General features: G+C 64.7%; 17 protein-coding genes. 12 read left to right on the forward strand and 5 right to left on the reverse strand.

Going from position 1 to position 22002, the window contains the following annotated elements; genetic code table 11:
* Positions 1–34 precede the first annotated feature (34 nt).
* The 4 genes from dprA (at position 35) to LDO41_RS16395 (ending at position 5959) form a co-directional block, all read left to right on the forward strand.
* Positions 35–1135, forward strand: a complete 1101-nt coding sequence (gene dprA, locus LDO41_RS16380) for a DNA-processing protein DprA (protein ID WP_223990014.1) — start codon at positions 35–37, stop codon at positions 1133–1135.
* A gap of 87 nt (positions 1136–1222) precedes the next feature.
* On the forward strand, positions 1223–1627 hold the full coding sequence (locus tag LDO41_RS16385; protein WP_223990016.1) for a thioredoxin family protein: 405 nt from the start codon (positions 1223–1225) through the stop codon (positions 1625–1627).
* Positions 1628–1800: 173 nt separating this feature from the next.
* Complete coding sequence (locus tag LDO41_RS16390; RefSeq protein WP_223990018.1) at positions 1801–4524, forward strand: DNA topoisomerase III; 2724 nt, start codon at positions 1801–1803, stop codon at positions 4522–4524.
* A gap of 439 nt (positions 4525–4963) precedes the next feature.
* On the forward strand, positions 4964–5959 hold the full coding sequence (locus LDO41_RS16395) for a hypothetical protein (protein WP_223990020.1): 996 nt from the start codon (positions 4964–4966) through the stop codon (positions 5957–5959).
* 6 nt (positions 5960–5965) lie between these two features.
* Here LDO41_RS16395 and LDO41_RS16400 read toward each other — a convergent pair whose 3' ends face one another.
* The 4 genes from LDO41_RS16400 to LDO41_RS16415 form a co-directional block, all read right to left on the reverse strand.
* Positions 5966–6910, reverse strand: coding sequence for a LysR family transcriptional regulator (locus LDO41_RS16400; RefSeq protein WP_223990022.1), 945 nt, complete (start codon positions 6908–6910; stop codon positions 5966–5968).
* A 226-nt stretch (positions 6911–7136) separates the two neighbouring features.
* Positions 7137–7574: a hypothetical protein gene (locus LDO41_RS16405; RefSeq protein WP_223990024.1), complete on the reverse strand. Its 438-nt coding sequence runs from the start codon at positions 7572–7574 to the stop codon at positions 7137–7139.
* Between the two features lie 228 nt (positions 7575–7802).
* Positions 7803–7997, reverse strand: a complete 195-nt coding sequence (locus LDO41_RS16410) for a YbdD/YjiX family protein (protein WP_223990026.1) — start codon at positions 7995–7997, stop codon at positions 7803–7805.
* A 13-nt stretch (positions 7998–8010) separates the two neighbouring features.
* The gene (locus LDO41_RS16415; RefSeq protein ID WP_223990028.1) at positions 8011–10083 is read right to left on the reverse strand and encodes a carbon starvation CstA family protein; all 2073 of its coding nucleotides are present in this window, start codon (positions 10081–10083) and stop codon (positions 8011–8013) included.
* Positions 10084–10234: 151 nt separating this feature from the next.
* Between LDO41_RS16415 and LDO41_RS16420 the strand changes: the two genes are divergently transcribed.
* The 5 genes from LDO41_RS16420 to LDO41_RS16440 all read left to right on the forward strand — a co-directional run bounded on the left by LDO41_RS16420 (position 10235) and on the right by LDO41_RS16440 (position 16351).
* On the forward strand, positions 10235–11653 hold the full coding sequence (locus LDO41_RS16420; protein ID WP_223990030.1) for a cache domain-containing protein: 1419 nt from the start codon (positions 10235–10237) through the stop codon (positions 11651–11653).
* Positions 11650–12324 (forward strand): response regulator, encoded by a 675-nt coding sequence (locus LDO41_RS16425; protein WP_223990032.1) that lies wholly within the window; start codon positions 11650–11652, stop codon positions 12322–12324. Before LDO41_RS16420 ends, LDO41_RS16425 begins: the two co-directional genes overlap by 4 nt.
* 317 nt (positions 12325–12641) lie before the next feature.
* On the forward strand, positions 12642–13769 hold the full coding sequence (locus LDO41_RS16430) for a TRAP transporter substrate-binding protein (protein WP_377741619.1): 1128 nt from the start codon (positions 12642–12644) through the stop codon (positions 13767–13769).
* Positions 13770–13787: 18 nt separating this feature from the next.
* A complete protein-coding gene (locus LDO41_RS16435) occupies positions 13788–14435 on the forward strand; it encodes a TRAP transporter small permease subunit (RefSeq protein WP_223990036.1) in 648 nt (215 codons plus the stop codon).
* Entirely contained in the window at positions 14432–16351 is a 1920-nt protein-coding gene (locus LDO41_RS16440) for a TRAP transporter large permease (RefSeq protein WP_223990038.1), read from the forward strand. Before LDO41_RS16435 ends, LDO41_RS16440 begins: the two co-directional genes overlap by 4 nt.
* 57 nt (positions 16352–16408) lie before the next feature.
* Here LDO41_RS16440 and LDO41_RS16445 read toward each other — a convergent pair whose 3' ends face one another.
* A complete protein-coding gene (locus tag LDO41_RS16445) occupies positions 16409–18262 on the reverse strand; it encodes a phosphoenolpyruvate carboxykinase (GTP) (RefSeq protein ID WP_223990040.1) in 1854 nt (617 codons plus the stop codon).
* A 425-nt stretch (positions 18263–18687) separates the two neighbouring features.
* Here LDO41_RS16445 and LDO41_RS16450 point away from each other — a divergent pair, with 425 nt between their 5' ends.
* From LDO41_RS16450 to LDO41_RS16460, 3 genes are all read left to right on the forward strand, one after another.
* Positions 18688–19710: a D-2-hydroxyacid dehydrogenase family protein gene (locus LDO41_RS16450; protein WP_223990042.1), complete on the forward strand. Its 1023-nt coding sequence runs from the start codon at positions 18688–18690 to the stop codon at positions 19708–19710.
* A 135-nt stretch (positions 19711–19845) separates the two neighbouring features.
* Positions 19846–20466 (forward strand): MOSC domain-containing protein, encoded by a 621-nt coding sequence (locus LDO41_RS16455; RefSeq protein ID WP_223990044.1) that lies wholly within the window; start codon positions 19846–19848, stop codon positions 20464–20466.
* A 306-nt stretch (positions 20467–20772) separates the two neighbouring features.
* Positions 20773–22002, forward strand: a complete 1230-nt coding sequence (locus LDO41_RS16460) for an efflux RND transporter periplasmic adaptor subunit (RefSeq protein WP_223990045.1) — start codon at positions 20773–20775, stop codon at positions 22000–22002.

A 22002-nucleotide genomic window follows, 5' to 3' on the forward strand; every position in this document is an offset into this window, starting at 1 on the left:
TGCGCCGTTCGTCTCCGCCTCCCGCCTCGACACCATGTCCGATGCGGAGGTCGCGGCGTGGCTGCGACTGGTCGCCACGTCGGGGCTCGGCCCCGTCGGCGTGCGGCAGCTGCTGTCCGCCTTCGGGCTGCCCGAGTGCGTGCTCGCGCAGGAGGCCGCGAATCTGGGCCGTTACGTGTCGCCCGACGTCGTACGCGCGCTGCTGGCGCCGCCCGACGACCGGCTGGCCGCGCTGATCGAGCGCACGCTGGCATGGCGCACGGCGCCCGGCCACCATCTGCTGACACTGGCCGATGCGGCGTACCCGGCGCGGCTGTTCGATCTGCACGATCCGCCGCCGGTGCTGTACGTCACCGGGCAGCTGACGGCACTGGCACGGCCCGCGTTGGCCGTGGTTGGCGCGCGCAAGGCCACCGCGCAGGGGCGGCACGATGCCGAGTCGTTCGCGGCGGCATTCTCACGCGCGGGGCACGCCGTGGTGTCGGGACTGGCGCTCGGCGTGGACGCCGCCGCGCATGCGGGCGGGCTGCGCGAGGCGGGTGGCACCATCGCGGTCATCGGCACCGGCGTGGACATCGTCTATCCGGCCCGCCATCGGGACCTTGCGCATGCGGTGGCTGCCCATGGCGCGATCGTCAGCGAATTCCCACTCGGTACGCGTGCAGTGGGCCATCACTTCCCACGGCGCAACCGCATCATTGCCGCGCTCGCGCGTGGCGTGCTCGTGATCGAGGCGGCCGAGCGCTCCGGATCGCTGATCACCGCACGTTTGGCGGCGGAACTCGGGCGCGACGTGTTCGCGATTCCGGGATCCATCCACTCGCAGCTTTCACATGGCGCCCACCGCCTGATCCGTGAGGGCGCCAAGCTGGTGGAGGTGCCGCAGGACGTGTTCGAGGAGTTTCCGGACCTCGCCCCACAGGCAGGGAACGCGCGGAGCGCAGGTGCCGCCGGGCGTACCCAGCCGGCCGATACGCTCGGTGCGGCGCTGGCCTATGATCCTGTGACGCTCGACGAGATCTGCGCGCGCAGTGGCAAGCGCCCGGATGTCGTGACGTCCGCACTGCTGGAACTGGAACTGGCGGGGGTCGTCGAGCGTCTACCGGGAAACCTGTACCGACGGCTGGGGCGATGATGACGTTGGAGTTCCAGGGGCCCGTTTCGAAAGCACCGATACAATGTGTCGCATTGTGTGCGCCAACAGGCTCATGTTTACATCGTCATGACCGTTTACTTTCCCGAGAGGGATGCTTCCGCCATCCGCCAGGCACTTCAGGACCGTCCGGACGGACGACTCGTCGTCTGCCTGTGCGCGGAATGGTGCGGCACGTGCAAAGAGTACGAGGCCGGGTTTGCGGCATTGGCCGCGCGCCACCCGGCCGATTGTTTCGTGTGGATCGACATCGAAACCCATGCGGATTATTTGGGTGAAGACGTCGATGTTGAGAATTTTCCGACGCTGCTGGTGCAGCCGGTAGCCGGAGGCGCGCCCGACTTCTACGGCACGTTGCTACCGCATATCGAAGTTCTGGAGCGCATGTTGGTGCGCGGGGGTACGATGCCGACGCCCACCGCCGACGTGCCGGAAGTGCTCGAATGGCTGCTTGGAAAAGGTGCCGTTCGGTAGGAATCAAAGCCCGACGCGCGTTCGAGGTCGGTCAGGGCTGGCTTGCACGGCCGTCTGAGTCGCGCTTATTATTGGCGCCTCAAAGCCCAGGCCCGCCGTTTACATCGTTTGTAGTGCATTTTCAAGAGGCGCTGGCTTCTCATTCATGAAGCCATGCCCGCAAGGACCGCTCAATGTCAAAAGCTCTCATCATCGCGGAAAAGCCGTCGGTCGCCGCCGATATCGCGCGCGCCCTCGGTGGCTTTACCAAGCACGACGAGTACTTCGAGAGCGACGACTACGTGCTGTCTTCGGCCGTGGGTCACCTGGTCGAGATCGCGGCTCCCGACGAGTATGAAGTCAAGCGCGGCAAGTGGAGCTTCACCAATCTGCCGGTGATTCCGCCCCATTTCGACCTGCGCCCGATCGCCAAGACCGAGTCGCGCCTGAAGGTGCTCAATCGCCTGATCAAGCGCAAGGACGTGACTGGCCTGATCAACGCCTGCGATGCGGGGCGCGAGGGTGAACTGATCTTCCGCCTGATCGCGCAGCAGGCCAAGGCCAAGCAGCCGGTGCGCCGGCTGTGGCTGCAGTCGATGACGCCGCAGTCGATTCGCGACGGCTTTGTGGCCCTGCGCGAGGACGAGGACATGATGCCGCTGGCCGATGCGGCCCGCTGCCGTTCCGAAGCCGACTGGCTGGTGGGCATCAACGGCACGCGCGCGATGACCGCGTTCAACAGCAAGGGCGGTGGCTTCTTCCTGACCACGGTCGGCCGCGTGCAGACGCCGACGCTGTCGATCGTGGTGGAGCGCGAAGAGAAGATCAAGCACTTCGTCTCGCGCGATTACTGGGAAGTGCACGCCGAGTTCATCGCTGCCGCGGGCCTCTACGAAGGCCGCTGGTTCGACCCGAAGTTCAAGAAGAACGAGTTCGATCCGGAAGCGCGCGAGGTGCGGCTGTGGAGCGAGGCCGAGGCCAAGAGCATCGTGGCGGCATGTCGCGACAAGCCGGGCACCGTGACCGAGGAGTCGCGCCCGTCCACGCAGCAGTCGCCCGCGCTGTTCGACCTGACCACGCTGCAGCGCGAGGCCAACGGACGCTTCGGCTTCTCGGCCAAGAACACGCTCGGCCTGGCACAGGCGCTGTACGAGAAGCACAAGGTGCTGACGTACCCGCGTACCGACGCGCGCGCGCTGCCCGAGGACTACATCGACACGGTCAAGCAGACCATGGACATGCTGGCCGAGAGTTCGCCGAACTACCTGACGCACGCGAAGAAGATCATGAAGAACGGCTGGGTCAAGCCGAACAAGAAGATCTTCGACAACAGCAAGATCAGCGATCACTTCGCCATCATCCCGACGCTGCAGGCACCGAAGAGCCTCTCGGAGCCCGAGCAGAAGCTGTATGACCTGGTGGTACGTCGCTTTCTCGCGGTGTTCTTCCCGGCGGCCGAGTTCCAGGTGACCACGCGGATCACCGAAGTGGCTGGCCATCATTTCAAGACCGAGGGCAAGGTGCTCGTGAATGCGGGCTGGCTCGAGATCTACGGTCGCGAGGTGCAGGGCGCCAAGGAAGACGGCAAGGAAGGCAAGGACAGCAAGGATGCCACGCTGGTAGCCGTGGGCAAGGACGAGAAGGTTCGCACCGACAAGGTCGAGTCCGTGGCATTGGCCACACGGCCGCCCGCCCGCTACAACGAAGCGACGCTGCTGTCGGCGATGGAAGGCGCGGGCAAGCTCGTCGATGACGACGCGTTGCGCGAAGCGATGGCAGGCAAGGGCCTGGGCACGCCGGCGACGCGCGCGGCCATCATCGAAGGTTTGCTCGGCGAGAAGTACCTCGTGCGCGAGGGCCGCGAGTTGATTCCGACGGCCAAGGCGTTCCAGTTGATGACGTTGCTGCGCGGCCTTGGCGTGCTGGAACTCACGCAGGCCGAACTGACTGGCGAGTGGGAACACAAGCTGTCGCAGATCGAGCGCGGCCGCCTCAAGCGCGACGAGTTCATGCGCGAGATCGCGCAGATGACGCAGCAGATCGTCAAGCGCGCGAAGGAATACGACAGCGACACGATTCCGGGCGACTACGCGACGCTCGACACCCCGTGCCCGCAGTGCGGTGGGCAGATGAAAGAGAACTACCGCCGCTTTGCGTGCACCGCGTGCGAATTCTCGATGAGCAAGATTCCGGGTGGTCGTCAGTTCGAGATCGCCGAAGTCGAGGAGCTGCTGCTCAAGAAGGAGATCGGTCCGCTGCAGGGGTTCCGCAGCAAGATGGGCCGGCCGTTCGCCGCGATCCTCAAGCTCGTGAAGGGTGACGAGGGCCTGTGGAAGATGGAGTTCGACTTCGGCCAGAACGACGACGATGGCGATGGCGAGCCGGTGGACTTCAGCGAGCAGACGCCAGTCGGCACTTGTCCGAAGTGCGGCGGCTCGGTCTACGAGCACGGCATGAAGTATGTGTGCGAGAACGCGGTGGGCAGCGCCAAGTCGTGCGATTTCACGAGCGGCAAGATCATCCTGCAGCAGGAGATCTCGCGCGAGCAGATCGGCAAGCTGCTGACCGATGGTCGTACCGACTTGCTGACGGGCTTCAAGTCGTCGCGCACGGGCCGTAACTTCAAGGCATTCCTCGTCAAGCAGCCGGACGGCAAGATCGGCTTCGAGTTCGAGGTGCGCGAGCCGAAGGCGGGTGCGAAGGGCAAGCCGGCGTCGAAGACCGCTGCGAAGGGTGCGGCGAAGGACGAGGCCGATGCACCGGCGGAAAAGGCCACGACCAAGACGAGCAAGCCCGCAACGAAGGTCGCAACTAAGGTCGCCGCGAAGAAGGCACCGGCCAAGAAGGTAGCGGCCAAGAAGGCGCCTCCCAAGGCTGTCGCGAAGAAGACCAAGGCGACCGCCGAGGTTGACGAATGAGGCGACGGGTGAGGCGACCAATGACAGCGTGATCGTCTAAGCGAGACGAAGATCGTTGCGGTACCAGAATGCCGTTCAGTCAAACGACTGAACGGCATTTGTCTTTCTGGCGTTACGTAACACGTAACAGCAACGATGCCTGAAAACACCCCGTCGCCGCATTGAGCAGAAACCCGCAAAGCCATGACTGGCGCGGCTTTCGGGGAAGCATGGATGATTGTTTTCTGATTGGCACATCGATTGCAGATGGGTGCCGCCTGACTCGTCGAGTCAAGCCACACACCCATCGAACTGCCTCAGAAAAAAATCAGCCATGAAAAAACAAATTCTCGGTTACGCCTCGCTTGCGTCATTGATGCTCGTCGCAGCGTGCGGTGGCGGCGGTAGTGACGCCGTTGGTACTACCTCGGTCGCTCCCAACGCCGCGGGCAGCGTTTCCATGAGCATCCCCCTCAAGACCGCCACCTCCACCACCCGCGCGCCACAGTCGGCGGACAGCAGTGGCACGACGATCAGGCCGAAGTTTATCGACGGCGCCAGCAACGGCATGTTGACGGTGTACTTCGATGGTGTGGGCGTGATCAACTTCCCCACCGACGCCAATGTGGCGGCCGGTCCCGGCCCCAGCGGCACGCTGAACATGAATCATGGCGGTACGTTCACGTACACGTCGGTCATCAGCTTTGTGAATAGCCAGCCGGTAGCAACGATCACCGGCAATTTCTCGGTCATTCCCGGCCCCCACAAGATCGGCGCCGTGCAGACCAACGGTCCGTGCCCGACGCCTGTCGCGGGCCAGACTGGTCCGTGCATTCCGGAGAACAATGGCTACGTGCTCGCGCAGGGTGAGACCGAGGTCATGCTGCAGGCGGGTAGCAATCCGGCCGCCGAACTCATCCTGCGAGGCGTCATGCAGTCGGCGTATATCTGCGACGATCCCGGCTGCAACGGCAGCAACCTGAAAGTCGATGAGGACGGTTACTACAACCTCTACGTCGTGGTTGCCGACGAAAACGGCACGGCGATTACGCGGCAGCTCGACAGCGAAGGCGAAGTGGTGCCGTTCGATAATGGCAGCTACCAGATCAAGGAACAGCCGGTCACGCGTTCGCCGGGCTATATCCTGACCATCCTCGACAAGGACGACGAGGACCTGAAAGACAAATCGTTCTTCACGCCGGGCAGCGACCGCGCCAGTGGCGGCTATGGCGAGTCGATCAAGGTCAAATGCAACAACGTCGGGACGACGTACATCGTGGCTCAGCTCGACGCGAACGGTGCAACGCCGACGTCGCCGGTCACGGGATTCACGGTGCGACCAGGCATCGATTACCCGCAGGCCGGTCAGGTGCTGAGCTCGGTGGGCGTCGATCAGTGGTTCGGCAATCGGCTCGAGCTGAACTGCACGGCCACGGGCCAGCTCACGATCAAGTAAGGCGCGTCAGCGTCCCTCGCCCGCAAGCGCGCTCGCGCGCTTGCGGGCTTCCGCTTCCGCCGCGCGCTGCTTGCCTTCCTCGAGCAGGAAGTCGATGAACGCCCTGACCTTTGTGGGCAGAAACTTGCGGCTCGGGTAGACCACGCTCACATCGCGCCGGGGCAGTTGGTACTGCGGCAGGATATGGGTCAGATGGCCGGCCTCGATATTGGGCCTCGCCAGGTACGAGGACAGCATCGCGATGCCCATGTCGGCCAGCGCGGCCTGATGGGCCAGCTCGGCATTGCTGCATAGCAGGCCCGGGCGGATCGGCACGGTCACCTCGCCTTCGGGACCCGACAGCGTCCATTCATGCTCGGCGTTGGGCAGGCGCATGGCGATGCAGCGGTGATGCGTGAGGTCGTGCGCATGGCGCAGCGGCGAATGCTCGCGCAGATAGCCGGGCGAAGCGCACAGGATGATCTCCGCGGAGATCAGCGGGCGTGCCACGAGGTGTGAGCCAAGGCCGAGATCGGACAGCATCACCGCGACGTCCCTGCCCTCCTCGACGATATCGACGTTGCGATCGGAAAGCAGCACGTCGAACACCACATCGGGATAGAGCTGCTGGAAGCGCGCAAGGATACTCGGCAGCAGATGCAGGCCGAACATCACTGGCGTGACAAGGCGCAGCGTGCCCGACAGTGACTGGCTCCGCGCGGTGACCACCGCCTCCGCCTCCTCCACATCCTCGAGAATCTGGTTGCAGCGTTGCAGGTATGTTTCGCCGGCGTCTGTCAGCGACAGGCTGCGCGTGGTGCGGTTGAGCAGCCGGGTACCGAGATGGCTCTCGAGATCGGCCACATAACGCGTGACGACGGCATTGGACATTTCCAATTGCTGCGCCGCACGGGCGAAGCTGCCAAGTTCCACTACCCTGGCGAACACGCGCATCGATTGAAGCCGATCCATGACACAGTCTCCCGAATCTACCGTGGACTTTTACACGATCCGCGTGATTTATTGTTGAAATCACAATCAATCATTGTAGATCGGCCGGTTTATGCATATCCGGAGAAGGCCTAATACCGGTGGCGCGCCGCAGCACAATGAAAAAGGGCCGTACCCAATGGGTACGGCCCCCTCGATCTGTTCACCGCCGCGCATCAGTGTATCGGCGCGTCAGCGCATCGGCACATCAGTCGTGATGGTGATGGCGACGATGCTTGCTGCGCTTGTAGTTGCGACGATCGTCGTCGTAGGAGTTGCTGCGCGACACGTTGCCGCCGAGCGCCGCGCCTGCCGCGCCGCCCAGGCCCGCGCCGACGAGGCCGCCGGTACGGCCGCCCATGGCATTGCCGGCTGCCGTGCCTGCACCGCCGCCCAGCGCGCCACCGAGGATCGCGCCGGTACGCTCGCGCTTGTTCGACGTGATGGCGCCACCGGCACCACCGCCGACCGCGCCGCCGATCACGGCACCGGTGCTGCCACCGAGCGCGCCGCCGACTGCCGCGCCGGCCACGCCGCCGAGACCGCCGCCAAGTGCATTGTTCAGGTCGCCGCCAGCAAGGGCCGGCAGTGCGGAAGCCGAAAGAATCAGAGCCAGGCTCAGGTTGCGAACGGTCTTGATAGACATCGTATTTTCCTTAATTGATTGTCTGGAACGGAGTGTAGAGAACGAGCCAATTCGTTGCTGTAACGGGGTGTAAGCCCTGTAACCCTGCCCCAGAAACGTTGTTTCCGCGCCGCTTTGCGCATGGATGTCCACACAAAAAAACAACGGCGGCCCCTATAGAGGGCCGCCGTGATGCCGGGCGAGCAGGTTACCAGATCAGTCGGGGTTCAGCCGCAGCTCACCATTCCTTCAGCAGCACTTGCCTTGCCCGCCGCCGTAGCGCGCTTCCTGCCGTTCGCGGAAAAACTCCTCGTACGTCATTGGCGCGCGGTCCGGATGCGTCGTCTCCATGTGGGCGACGTAGGTCTGGTAGTCGGGCAGGCCGACCATCAGGCGCAGCGACTGGCCCAGATAACGTCCCATGGTACCGATCTGCTCGAGCATGGCCGGTCTCCGTTCAGGATTGCGCCGAAGCCGCCGCGGGCAGCGGTTCGAACGGCGTCTCGCTGTCGGTCGGGCGCGCGGCCTGACGGGCCTGCAACGCGGTCTTGAAGCCGTACGCGACGATCGACAGCACCACGAACATGAACAGCGCGCACAGGCCGGCGTCGAGGTAGTCGTTGAACACGATGCGGTGCATCTGTTCCATCGACTTGGCCGGCGCGAGCACCTTGCCCTGCGCGATCGCGTCGCTGAACTTGGCCGCGTGCGTCAGGAAGCTGATCTTGGGATCGGCGTGGAACAGCTTCTGCCAGCCGGCGGTCAGCGTGCAGATCAGCAGCCAGACGGTCGGCACCAGTGTGACCCACGCGTACTTGCCGCGCTTCATCTTGACCAGCACGCACGTGCCCAGCACCAGCGCCACCGCGGCCAGCATCTGGTTGGAGATGCCGAACAGCGGCCACAGCGTGTTGATGCCGCCGAGCGGATCGACCACGCCCTGGTACAGGAAGTAGCCCCAGGCCGCTACCGTCAGCGCCGTGGCGATCAGGTTGGCCGGCAGCGACTCGGTGCGCTTGAGCGACGGCACGAAGCTGCCCAGCAGATCCTGCAGCATAAAGCGGCCGGCACGCGTACCCGCGTCGACGGCGGTCAGGATAAACAGCGCCTCGAACAGGATCGCGAAGTGGTACCAGAACGCCATCATGGCCTGGCCGCCCACCACCTGATGCAGGATGTGCGCGATGCCGACGGCGAGCGTCGGGGCACCGCCCGCGCGCGAGATGATGGTGTGCTCGCCGACGTCCTTGGCGGTTTGCACCAGCACGTCCGGCGTAATCACGAAGCCCCAGGAGGATACGGCCGCTGCCACCGCTTCCGGCGTGGTGCCGATCACGGCCGCCGGGCTGTTCATCGCGAAGTACACGCCCGGCTCGATCACCGAAGCGGCCACCAGCGCCATGATCGCGACGAACGATTCGGCCAGCATTGCGCCGTAACCGATAAAGCGCGCGTGCGATTCGTTCTCCAGCAGCTTGGGCGTGGTGCCCGAGGAGATCAGCGCGTGGAAGCCCGAAACGGCGCCGCACGCGATGGTGATAAAGAGAAACGGGAACAGGTTGCCCGACCACACCGGACCGTTGCCCTGCGCGAACTGCGTGAACGCGGGCATCTTGAGTTCAGGCGCGACGATCACGATGCCGATGGCCAGCGCGATGATCGTGCCGATCTTCAGGAACGTCGACAGGTAGTCGCGCGGTGCCAGCAGCAGCCACACGGGCAGCACGGCGGCGATAAAGCCGTAGATGATCAGCATCCACGTCAGGGCCTTGCCGTCGTACGTGAACAGCGGCGCGAGCGTGGCGCTGTCGTGCACGTACTGGCCGCCGATGATGGCGAGCATCAGCAGGACGAAGCCGATTACCGACACTTCGCCGATACGGCCCGGGCGCAGGTAGCGCGTGTAGATGCCCATGAACAGCGCGATGGGAATCGTCACCGCCACGGTGAACGTGCCCCACGGCGAGCCGGCCAGCGCCTTCACGACGATCAGGGCCAGCACCGCGAGGATGATGATCATGATCATGAAGCAGCCGAACAGCGCGATCAGGCCGGGCACGGTGCCCATCTCGGATTTGACGAGGTCGCCCAGCGAGCGGCCGTCGCGGCGCGTGGAGATGAACAGGATCATGAAATCCTGTACCGCGCCGGCAAAGACCACACCGGCGAGAATCCACAGCATGCCGGGCATATAGCCCATCTGCGCGGCCAGCACGGGGCCGACCAGCGGACCGGCACCGGCGATCGCGGCGAAGTGGTGGCCGAACAGCACCGCCTTGTTGGTCGGTACGTAGTCGAGGCCGTCGTTATGGCGCCAGGCCGGCGTCATGCGTTTGGGGTCGAGCTGCATCACCTTGTCGGCGATAAAGCGGCTGTAGTAGCGGTAGGCGATCAGGTAGATGCAGATCGCGGCTACCACGATCCACAGCGCACTGACGGCCTCCCCGCGCGACAGCGCGACCGTGGCGAAGGCAAACGCGCCGATGACGGCGACGGCCAGCCACATGAGGTGTTCTGAGATGCGGTTCATGTGTGAAAGGTCTCCTCTTTTTACGGCGTGTAGTATTGATACCCGCCCCTTGCCCACACAACCGCGTAACTACGCAACGTGCCTGCGTAGTACTACGCAGGTCGACGATGACATGCGGCCTTGCGGGTGTCGGTGTTTACCCCCGCTCATCATGAAACTGCGCCAGAAGATACTTTTGCTTGCCGTCGCGCCGCTCGCCGTGGCGATGCTCGGCATCGCGCTGGCCGTGCGTTATCAGGCCACCGCGCTCGCGCGCCATGAGCACGCGTTGGTCGAAGCCGCCTACCTCCAGAGCAAGGAAATGGAGCTCCGGCACTACGTGGAACTCGCGCAGAGCACGATCAAGCCGATGGTGGATTCAGGCCGCAAAGACGCCGCCACGCGCGAGGCCGCGATGGAGGCGCTGGCACGGCTCGACTACGGTCCAGACGGTTACTTCTTCCTGTACGACCTGCAGGGCCGCAACCTCATGCATCCGCGCCAGCCCGAACTCGTCGGGCAGGACCTGTGGCTGATGCGCGACCCCGAAGGCGCGCTCACGATCCAGAAGCTGATCGCGGCCGCGTCGAAGGGCGGCGGCTCGGTGCGGTACCTGTGGCGCAAGCCGTCGTCGCAGCAGGTGGCGCCAAAGCTCGGCTATGTGGTGGCCATCCCCGAATGGAACTGGATGGTCGGCACCGGTATCTACCTCGACGACGTCGAGGAGACGCTGCGCCGCCTCGACGCGCGCGCGGCGATCGACATTCGCGACACCATGGCGTGGATCGGCGTGATCGCGGGCATCAGCATTCTGCTGGTGGCGGCAAGCGGACTCGCCCTCAACGTGAGCGAGCATCGCGAGGCCGATGCCAAGCTGCGGCAACTCGCGCAGCGCGTGGTGCAATCGCAGGAACAGGAACGCGCGCGGCTGTCGCGCGAGCTGCATGACGGCGTGAGCCAGTTGCTGGTGTCGGTGAAGCTGGTGCTCGAGACCGCCGCCAACCGCCTGCGCATCGCGCCCACCGAGAGTGCGTCGGTGGTGCCGGTGCTCGGCATGGCGCTGAGCCGCCTCGATACCGTGTTCAACGAAGTGCGCCGCGTGGCGCGCAATCTGCGCCCCGCGCTGCTCGATGACCTCGGCCTGTTCGCGGCACTGCAGCATCTGGCGCGCGAGATGCAGGAAGGTAGCGCGTTGCAGGTCGATGTGACGCTGCATGGCACGCCGCGCGAACTGTCCGACGAGCAGGCCACCGCGTTGTTCCGCATCGCGCAGGAGGCGCTGACCAACGTCGAGCGCCACGCGCATGCGCATCGCGTGCTCGTGACGCTGGACTTTGCCGCCGATGCCACACGCCTGACCGTGCGCGACGATGGCGCGGGCTTCGACGTCGCGCGCATGCAGCTGGATCCGAATCGCGGCATCGGCCTGCGCAACCTGCGCGAACGCATGGCCGCGCAGGGCGGCTCGTTTGACATCGCGTCGGGCCTTGCCGGCACGCGGCTCGTCGCTTCGCTGCCGCTCGCGCCGCCATCGTCGTTAGCGTCGTCTTCCGCTTCTTCTTCCGCAGTCTCCGATATCTCGCCGTCATGAATGTGTTTTCGGAAGCCGCCACGCCGGCCCGCGTCCTGCTGATCGACGACCATGCGCTGGTGCGCGATGGCATGCGCATGCATCTGACACTGCAACCGGGGCTCGAAGTGGTCGGCGAAGCCGATGATGGCGAGGCCGCGCTGGCGTGGCTCGCGCAGGCCGACGAGGCGCACCGACCCGAACTGGTGATCACCGATATCGGCATGCGCGGCATGGGCGGTATCGCGCTGGCGAGCGCGCTGCATGATCTCTATCCGGAGCTGGCCGTGCTGATCGTCTCGATGCACGACAACCTCGAGTACGTGCGGCAGGCGGTGCGCGCGGGCGCGCGCGGCTACGTGCTGAAGGACGCGCCGGCCGACGAACTTCTCGCCGCGATTCAGACCGTGCTTGCGGGCCGGGTGTTCTACAGCGCGCGTATCGCGCGCGCGATGGCCGCGCAGTCGGAAAGTCCGCTCGATGCGCTCACGCCGCGTGAGCGCGACATCCTCAACGGTATCGGCCGTGGCCTGGCCAACAAGGATATCGCCGCGCAGCTTGGCGTCTCCGTGCGCACGGTGGAGACCCATCGCCTGAACCTCAAGCGCAAGTTAGGCATCGAGGGCCGCGCGGGACTCGTCAAGTATGCGGTGCAGCAATTGGGCACCGATGGCGAGGCCGGACAAGCCTGAAGGGTAATCCCTACATTGTTGACGTGATGCAGGCTTCCTAAGATCAATACAACTAAAGGCCGTGGAGATTGCCTCTAATGTCTCCCCGCATCGTCGAAGAACGATGCGTCATGCGCCTCGCACCGATTTCCTTCCGTTCCATTGTTGACGTCTGATGGCGGCGCTGGCTCATGGCTGGCGCGGCACGACGACGGCCAGGCATTTCGTGTCGGTCCAAACCAACAGCAGGGGAGACAGTCATGGCAGCAAGGCGCAAAGGCAGCAAGGTCGCGGGCGTTCAGAGCGTTCAGGGCGCGGACCCACACGTGGAGCCGCGCGTGGAGCCACACACGGCGGCAGGTTCGCGCCGTAACTTCCTCGGCGGCGCCGCGGCCGCGGCCACCGGCGTGGCCACACTCGGCTTTCCCTCGATCGTGAAGGCACAAGGGCCGATCAGCATGCGCTGGCAAAGCACCTGGCCGACAAAGGACATCTTCCACGAGTTCGCCGGTGACTTCGTCAAGAAGGTCAACGACATGTCCGGCGGCGAGCTCCGAATCGAACTGCTGCCGGCCGGCGCGGTGGTCAAGGCATTCGACCTGATCGACGCGGTCAGCAAGGGCACGCTCGACGGCGGCCACGGCGTGATCGCGTACTGGTACGGCAAGAACTCGGCGCTCGCGCTGTGGGGGTCCGGACCCGCGTGGGGCATGGATGGCAACATGCTGCTGGCCTGGCACAAGTTCGGCGGCGGCAAGGAACTGCAGGAAGAGATCTACCGCAGTCTGAACCTCGACGTGGTGTCGCTGATGTATGGGCCGATGCCGACGCAGCCGCTCGGCTGGTTCAAGAAGCCGATTACCAAGCCCGAGGATTTCAAGGGGCTCAAGTTCCGCACGGTCGGGCTGTCGATCGACATCTTCACGGGCCTTGGTGCCGCCGTGAACGCGCTGCCCGGCGCCGAGATCGTGCCCGCGATGGACCGAGGCCTGCTCGACGCGGCCGAGTTCAACAACGCGAGCTCCGATCGCGCGCTCGGCTTCCCGGACGTGTCCAAGGTCTGCATGCTGCGCAGCTTCCATCAGTGCTCGGAGCAGTTCGAGGTGCTGTTCAACAAGAAGCGCTACGACGCGCTGTCGCCGAAGCTGCGCTCGGTCATCGCCAACGCCGTCGACGCCAGTTCCGCGGAGATGTCGATGAAGGCGATCGATCGGTACTCCAAGGACTACCAGGCGCTGCAGGAGCAAGGTGTGAAGTTCTACGCCACGCCCAACTCGGTGCTGCAGGCGCAGCTGAAGATCTGGGACGAGATTGTCGCGCGCAAGGAGAAAGAGAACCCGATGTTCAAGAAGGTCAACGACTCGATGAAGGCGTTCGCGCAGCGCAGCACGCGCTGGCAGAACGATACCAACGTCGACTACCGCATGGCCTCGTCGTATTACTTCGCCACCAAGAAGAGCGGCTGACACACCGGGAGCGGCCTCGTGCAAACACTGCTGCTGGGTATCGACAAGATCAGTACCCTGGTGGGACAGGCCGCCTCGTGGCTGATCATCGGATTGACGCTGATGATCAGCTACGAGGTGTTCTCGCGCTACGCGCTGGGCACCCCGCACGCATGGGTTCTCGACGCGAGCAACATGCTGTACGGCGCGTTGTTCATGCTTGGCGGCGCGTACACGCTGGCCAAGCGTGGCCATGTGCGCGGCGACATCCTGTATGGCTTTCTGACGCCGCGCGGGCAGGCCGGGATCGACCTCGTCCTGTACCTGTTGTTCTTCTTCCCGGGCGTGATCGCGCTCGCATGGGCCGGCGTGGACTTCTTTCAGGACTCGCTCGCGCAGAACGAGCATTCGTCGATTGCCGCCGACGGTCCGCCGATCTATCCGTTCAAGGCCGTGATTCCCGTGGCCGGTGCCCTGCTGCTGCTGCAGGGGCTGGCCGAGGTGATCCGTTGCGTGCTGTGCCTCAAATACGGTCACTGGCCACGTCGCGAAGAGGATGTCGAAGAGGTGGATGTCGACAAGCTCAAGCAGATGGTGGGCAAGAGCGATGTGCTCGCGCGCACGGCTGAACCCGATGGTGACGACCGCAACAAGGACGCATCGAAACTGGAGAGCACCACGCGATGAGAAAGGAACTGTGGTTCGGCCTCACGCTGATCGTGCTGATCGTTGGCGCCGTCGCGTGGTTTATGCCGGCGCCGTCGATGTGGACCAACGGCCATCTCGGGCTGCTGATGCTCGCGCTGATCGTGGTGGCGATCATGCTCGGCTTCCCCACCGCGTTCACGCTGATGGGCATGGGCGTACTGTTCGCCTGGCTCGCCTACCGGCACGCCGATCCGGGTATCGCGGTGCAGCAGACGCTCGATCTGATGGTGCAGCGCGCGTACGCGGTCATGACCAACGACGTGCTGATCTCGATTCCATTGTTCGTGTTCATGGGCTATCTGGTCGAGCGCGCGAACCTGATCGAGAAACTGTTCCGCAGCCTGCATCTCGCGCTCGCATGGCTGCCGGGGTCGCTCGCCGTGGCCACGCTGATCACGTGCGCGATCTTCGCCACGGCCACCGGCATCGTCGGCGCGGTGGTGACGCTGATGGGCCTGCTCGCGTTTCCGGCGATGCTGCGCGCGGGATATAGCACGCAGCTGTCGGCCGGTGCCGTCACTGCGGGCGGTTGCCTCGGCATCCTGATTCCACCCTCGGTGCTGCTGATCGTCTATGGCGCCACGGCCGGGGTGTCGGTGGTGCAGCTCTATGCCGGGGCGTTCTTTCCGGGGCTGATGCTGGCCGGGCTGTACATCCTCTACGCGATCATCATCGCGAAGATCAAGCCGTCGCTGGCACCGCCGCTATCGGCGGAGGAGCGTCGCATCCCGCTGTCGACGTTCGCATCGACGCTGCGCGACCGCATCAGCCAGCGCGCGTTGCCGGCCCTGTTCGGCGCGCTCAAGGGTCGCCGCAATGCCGACGTGCCGATGGGTTATGTGATGCGGCAGCTCGGCGTGGTGCTGTCGCCGGCGATCGTGGCCGCCATCCTGATGAGTCTGATGTACGCGGTCGCCACGGCGCCAAAGAACGTGGCCGTCGGTAACGGCGCGGTGGAGATGGGCGCGATGATCGATAGCAACGAGTCGTCATCGTTCGACTCGCTGCAGGCGCCGCCGAGCGAAGGCGAGGCGCTGGCGCCGCCGCCCATTGCCACACCGAAGCCGGTGACGCCGCAGGACGTGGCGCCGATCGCGTCTACGCCGGTGGTCGAGCCTCCCGCGGCCGAAGCCCCGCCCACGCCGGTGCCGCAGTGGTTCTGGATCATGCTGGCCGTCGTCGCGCTCGGGCTCGTGGTGTTCTACTGGTATTTCAATTTCGCGCGGCTCGAGATCTTCAAGCTGCTGCTGTCGTCGTTCTTCCCACTCGCGGTGATGATCATCGCGGTGCTCGGGTCGATCGTGTTCGGTCTGGCCACGCCGACGGAAGCCGCCGCGGTGGGCGCGCTCGGTGGCGCGGTGCTGGCCGCCGCGTACGGGCAACTCAACTACGCCGTGGTGCGCGACTCGGTGTTCCTCACCGTGAAGACGAGCGCGATGGTGTGCTGGTTGTTCGTCGGTTCGTCGATCTTCTCGGCGGCGTTCGCGCTGCTGGGCGGACAGGCGCTGGTCGAGCAGTGGGTGCTGTCGATGGACCTGACGCCCGTGCAGTTCATGATCCTCGCGCAGGTGATCATCTTCCTGCTGGGGTGGCCGCTCGAATGGACGGAGATCATCATCATCTTCATGCCGATCTTCATCCCGCTGCTCGACAACTTCGGTATCGATCCGCTGTTCTTCGGGTTGCTGGTCGCATTGAATCTGCAGACCGCGTTTCTCTCGCCCCCGGTAGCGATGGCCGCGTTCTATCTGAAGGGCGTGGCGCCACCGCACGTGACGCTGAACCAGATCTTCGTCGGCATGCTGCCATTCATGGCGATTCAGCTGGTCGCGCTGGTGCTGCTGTATGTCTTCCCGGGCATCGGGCTGTGGCTGCCGGAGGTGTTGTATCGCTAGACGACGCTACCCATAAAAAACGGCCCCCGAAGGGGCCGTTTTTTATCATGCAGTGTCTTAACCGAGACGCTTTTCCAGCGCGGCCTTGGTGTCGACGAGTTCCTGCGGCAGATGGTGCTTCAGCTGCGTGAACAGTTCCTCGTGCAGCGCCAGCTCACGCTTCCATGCGTCAGCGTCGATCGACGTCACTTGGTCGAACTGGGTGGTGTTGAAGTCCAGACCGTTCCAGTTCAGGTCGCCATAGCGCGGCGAGGTGCCGAACACGTGCTCGGCGCCCTGCCCCTTGCCTTCCACGCGGTCGATCATCCACGACAGCACGCGCATGTTCTCGCCAAAGCCCGGCCACACGAAGTTGCCCGACTCGTCCTTGCGGAACCAGTTCACGCAGTAGAACTTCGGCAGCTTGGCGCCCGATGCCTCGAGCTTCTTGCCGAGCGCGAGCCAGTGACCGAAGTAGTCGGCCATGTTGTAGCCGCAGAACGGCAGCATCGCGAACGGATCGCGGCGCACCACGCCCTGCTGGCCGGCTGCCGCCGCGGTGGTTTCCGAGCCCATGGTCGCGGCCATGTACACGCCTTCGGTCCAGTTGCGCGCTTCGGTTACCAGCGGCACCGTGGTCGAACGGCGGCCACCGAAGATGAACGCGTCGATCGCGACGCCGGCCGGGTTGTCCCAGTTGTCGTCGATCGACGGGCACTGCGATGCCGGTGCGGTGAAGCGTGCGTTCGGATGCGCGGCCTTGGCGCCGGTTTCCTTGGCGATGGCGGGCGTCCAGTCCTTGCCCTGCCAGTCGACCAGGTGCGCGGGCGCTTCCTTGGTCATGCCTTCCCACCACACGTCGCCATCGTCGGTCAGCGCGACGTTGGTGAAGATGACGTTCTCCTTGAGGGTCGCCATCGCGTTGTAGTTGGTCTTCTCGCTCGTGCCCGGTGCCACGCCGAAGTAACCGGCTTCGGGGTTGATCGCGTAGAGACGGCCGTCCTGGCCCGGCTTGATCCACGCAATATCGTCACCGATCGTGGTGACCTTCCAGCCCTCGTATCCCTTGGGCGGAATCAGCATCGCGAAGTTGGTCTTGCCGCAGGCCGACGGGAATGCCGCGGCCACGTGGTACTTCTTGCCCTCGGGCGAGGTCACGCCGAGGATCAGCATGTGCTCGGCCAGCCAGCCTTCGTCGCGGCCCATGGTCGAGGCGATCCGCAGCGCGAAGCACTTCTTGCCCAGCAGCGCGTTGCCGCCGTAGCCCGAGCCGAACGACCAGATCTCGCGCGTGGTGGGGAAGTGAACGATGTACTTGGTCGGGTTGCACGGCCACGGCACGTCCTTCTCGCCAGCGGCGAGGGGCTTGCCCACGGTGTGCACGCACGGCACGAACTCGCCTTCGGTACCGAGCACGTCGTACACGGCACGGCCCATGCGGGTCATGATGCGCATGTTGACGGCCACGTACGGGGAGTCGGACAACTCCACGCCGATGTGGGCGATCGGCGAGCCGAGCGGGCCCATCGAGAACGGCACCACGTACAGCGTGCGGCCGCGCATGCAACCGTCGAACAGGCCATTCAGCGTCTGGCGCATCTCGGCGGGCGCGGTCCAGTTATTCGTGGGGCCGGCGTCTTCCTGCTTGTCGGTGCAGATGAAGGTACGGTCTTCCACGCGCGCGACGTCCGACGGATCGGACAGCGCGAGGAACGAGTTCTTGCGCTTGGCGGGGTTCAGGCGTTGCATCGTGCCAGCCTCGACCATCAGATCGCACAGGCGGTCGTACTCTTCCTGCGAGCCGTCGCACCAGTAGATGTTGTCGGGTTTGGTCAGCGCGGCGATCTCGGCGACCCAGGAGATGAGCTTCTGGTGCTTGACCCATGCCGGAACATTGAGAGCCGGCGTGCCTTGCATTGTGGGATGGTTCATTATGTTGTGCTCCAAAGCGACTAAAGAATTCAGTCAAAGCCGCGCGGGTGTTTGGCATGATGCACATCGCATCGCAATCGTCACATCCCGTTACAACTCCACGGCGGCGAATTCCGAGCAAAAGATCGCGGCACTTCGTAAGGCTGCGATACAGTTGCGCTTCGCCCGTCCGAGGGTTCCGCGTGGCTTTGTCCGGCGACATTGCGCAATGGGAGCAAGGCTCAACCATCGGGCATTGCCGTCAGGAGCGGGCAAGGATACCACTGCTGCACCCCGCTGTTTTTTGCTGCGCAGCATCGCCAGAGGCGATTCGTGTAATGTCGATGCCTGCTTGCTGCGTGGATCTGGATGCCAACCATACTGTCCGGCGCGCCGCGGTTCTGTTGCCGCGCGCACCAAGCCTTGCTGAAGTCAAAGAGTCACCAATGAAGATTGCCGTTCTCGACGATTACCAGGACGCCGTGCGCAAGCTGCCGTGCTTCGCGCTGCTGGAAGGCCACGATGTCAAGGTGTTCAACAACACCGTCAAGGGCGTGGGCCAGCTGGCCGCACGCCTGTCCGATGTGGAAGCGCTCGTGCTGATCCGCGAGCGGACCCGTGTCACGCGCCAGCTGCTGGAAAAGCTGCCCAAGCTCAAGATCATCAGCCAGACCGGCCGCGTAGGCGGCCAGGGCGGGCATATCGACCTCGAGGCCTGCACCGACCGTGGCGTGGTGGTGCTCGAGGGCTCCGGTTCGCCGGTAGCGCCGGCCGAACTGACGTGGGCGCTGATCATGGCCGCGCAGCGTCGCATTCCGCAGTACGTCGCGAGTCTCAAGCATGGTGCGTGGCAGCAGTCGGGCCTGAAGTCCACGACGATGCCGCCGAACTTCGGCCTGGGCCAGGTACTGCGTGGGCAGACGTTGGGCATCTGGGGCTACGGCAAGATCGGCAAGCTGCTGGCCGGTTACGGCCGCGCGTTCGGCATGAACGTACTGGTGTGGGGCCGCGAGGGTTCGCAGCAGTCGGCCCGCGACGATGGCCTGAACGTGGCCGAGTCCGCCGAGCAGCTGTTTGCCGACAGCGACGTGCTGACGCTGCATCTGCGGCTCAACGACGAGACGCGCGGCATCGTGCGGCTGGCGGATCTGCAGCGCATGAAGCCCACCGCGTTGTTCGTCAACACCAGCCGCGCCGAGCTGATCGAGGAGAACGCGCTGGTTGCCGCGCTCAATCGCGGGCGGCCGGGCATGGCGGCGGTGGATGTGTTCGAGTCCGAGCCGATCCTGCAGGGCCATGCGCTGCTGCGCATGGAGAACTGCATCTGCACGCCGCACCTCGGTTACGTCGAGCGCGACAGTTACGAGCTGTACTTCCGCACCGCGTTCCAGAACATTCTGGACGTGCTGGCCGGCAAGCACGACAGCATCGCGAACCCGAAGGCGCTGACGCCGGCACTGTCGCGCTGAGGCGCGTTCAGTTGCGCTGAGGCGCGGCAGGGGTAACCCGCACCTGCGGAGCGGGCGTGGGTTGCCCCACATTCAAACGCGCAAATCGGTCGCTACACTGGGTCATCTTCGATTCGCCCGCACGGGGGGTTCCCGATGACCGATTCCGCCCGCGTTCTCGCCATCAGCGTGGGGACCGCCTTGCCGCTGGTGGTGGCGGGCGGCGGTACCGAGGCCGTTGTCCTGTCGGCGATTCGCAAGCATCCGCTTAGCACCCAACTGCGTCCGCTCGCGGTGCAGGTGCATGGCCTGGGCCTGGTCGGCGATGAGCAGGCCGACCGCACCGTGCACGGAGGGCCTGACCGCGCGGTCTATCTCTATCCGTTCGAGCACTACGCCTGGTGGAACGCGATACGGCGCGAGGCCAGGGTGCCGGAGTCCAACCGACCGCTCGGCTTTGGCGCGCTCGGTGAAAACCTGACCGTGCAAGGTTTGTACGAAAGCGAGCTCTGGGCCGGCGATATCCTGCGTATCGGCAGCGTCCTGCTCGAGGTCGCGTCGCCACGGCTTGCTTCCGCCAAGCTCAATGCCGCCATGGGCTACGGTCATGCGGCCCGAGATATGGTGCAGAGCGGCAATACCGGCGTCTATCTGCGCGTGCTCAAGCCTGGAGAGATTCAGGCCGGCGACGTCATATCAGTGACACCCGGACCCCGTGAAGTGTCGGTGGAAAACATCAACCACCGACGCAGGGATGGCCGGCGCGTGCTTTTCTGATATGTTTGCCTTTTAATACAAGGTGTGCAACGCCCCTCCCCCGGCCGGCCAGCACGCATGCGCGGTTTTCGTCGCGTAGGCGCACGCGGTCGGCGTTGGCACGTCCGATGCATGTAATGCACTGTAATAAGACGCGCTAGCCTGAAACGGTCGGGCGCGGTACTTATACAGATTCGATACAAGGCATTTACAGCACCGTACATGCTTTGCCGTAAATAGGGCAATCACGCGGACGAAGTCGCTCCAAGAAGCTACCGACCGCCAGGGGAGCAGCGTTTGACGTTCGCAGTGGAGAAGGGTCCTCACATGAAAACAGACGGGATCGACCAGCCCAAAGGGTTTGTCGATGGCAACTGGAGCGCGGCCGCCGGTACGGGGCGCGGCCGGACTTCGCCGTGGATCGCGGTAGTCGTGGTACTCGTGGCCGGCGGCGCCGGCTGGTTTGGCTGGAAGACGTGGTACGCGCCGAAGCATGAAGTCAAGGCGCCGGTGGCGATCATGGTGTCCACTGCCATCGTGCAGCAGGGCGACGTGCCGCTCGAGGTCAACGCCAACGGCAACGTCACGGCGCTGCAGACCGTCGAGGTACGGCCGCAGGTGTCGAGCACGGTCCAATCGGTGCATATCAAGGAAGGCCAGACCGTCAAGCCGGGCGATCTGCTGTTCTCGCTCGACTCGCGCATGGACGAGGCCAACATGGCACGCGCCCGCGCGCAGCTGCTGCGCGATCAGGCTGACCTGGCCGACGCGCGCCGCACGTTGTCGCGTAGCCAGGAATTGCTCGAGCGTAATTTCATCTCGCGCAGCGCGGTGGACACCGCACAGGCCAAGGTTGATGGTTTCGAGGCGACAATCCGCGCCGACCAGGCTGCCATCGAGGCCAGCCGCGTCGCCATCAGTTATGGGTCGATCCGCGCCACTATTGGCGGCCGAACCGGCATCATCAACGTGTTCCCGGGCTCGCTGGTTACACCGACGGCTACGGCCGTATCGATGGTCACCGTAGCGCAGATCTCGCCGATCGCCGTTACGTTCACGCTGCCCGAGCGTCAGCTCGCCGCGTTGCGTGAAGCCTTGCGCACCGGTCCCGTCAAGGTGACCGCATTGCCGAACGACGGCAGCAAGACCCCGGTGGTCGGGCGCATCACGTTCATCGACAACACGGTGGATCCGCAATACGGCAGCATCCGCATCAAGGCGCAGTTCGACAACGAGGAAACGCGCCTGTGGCCGGGCACGTATGCCAACGTCAACGCGGTGGTGCAGACGCTCAAGAACGCGCTAACGGTGCCGCCGCAGGCGGTGGTAACCGGCCCCGAGGGCCGCTTCGTCTACGTCGTGCAGCCCGATAACAAGGTTGCGCGCGTGCCGGTCAAGGTGGTCGCGACCACCGCCGCCGCCGCGATTGTCGAAGGTGTGCAGCCCGGCGCGCGCGTGGTGACCGAAGGCACGCAGAACCTGCGGCCCGGCACGCTGGTGCGCGAAGGCAAGGCTGGCGGTGCTTCCGCCCCTGCCGCTGGCAACGGCGGACACTGA

Source organism: Cupriavidus pampae (genome assembly GCF_914271485.1).
GTDB lineage: Bacteria > Pseudomonadota > Gammaproteobacteria > Burkholderiales > Burkholderiaceae > Cupriavidus > Cupriavidus pampae.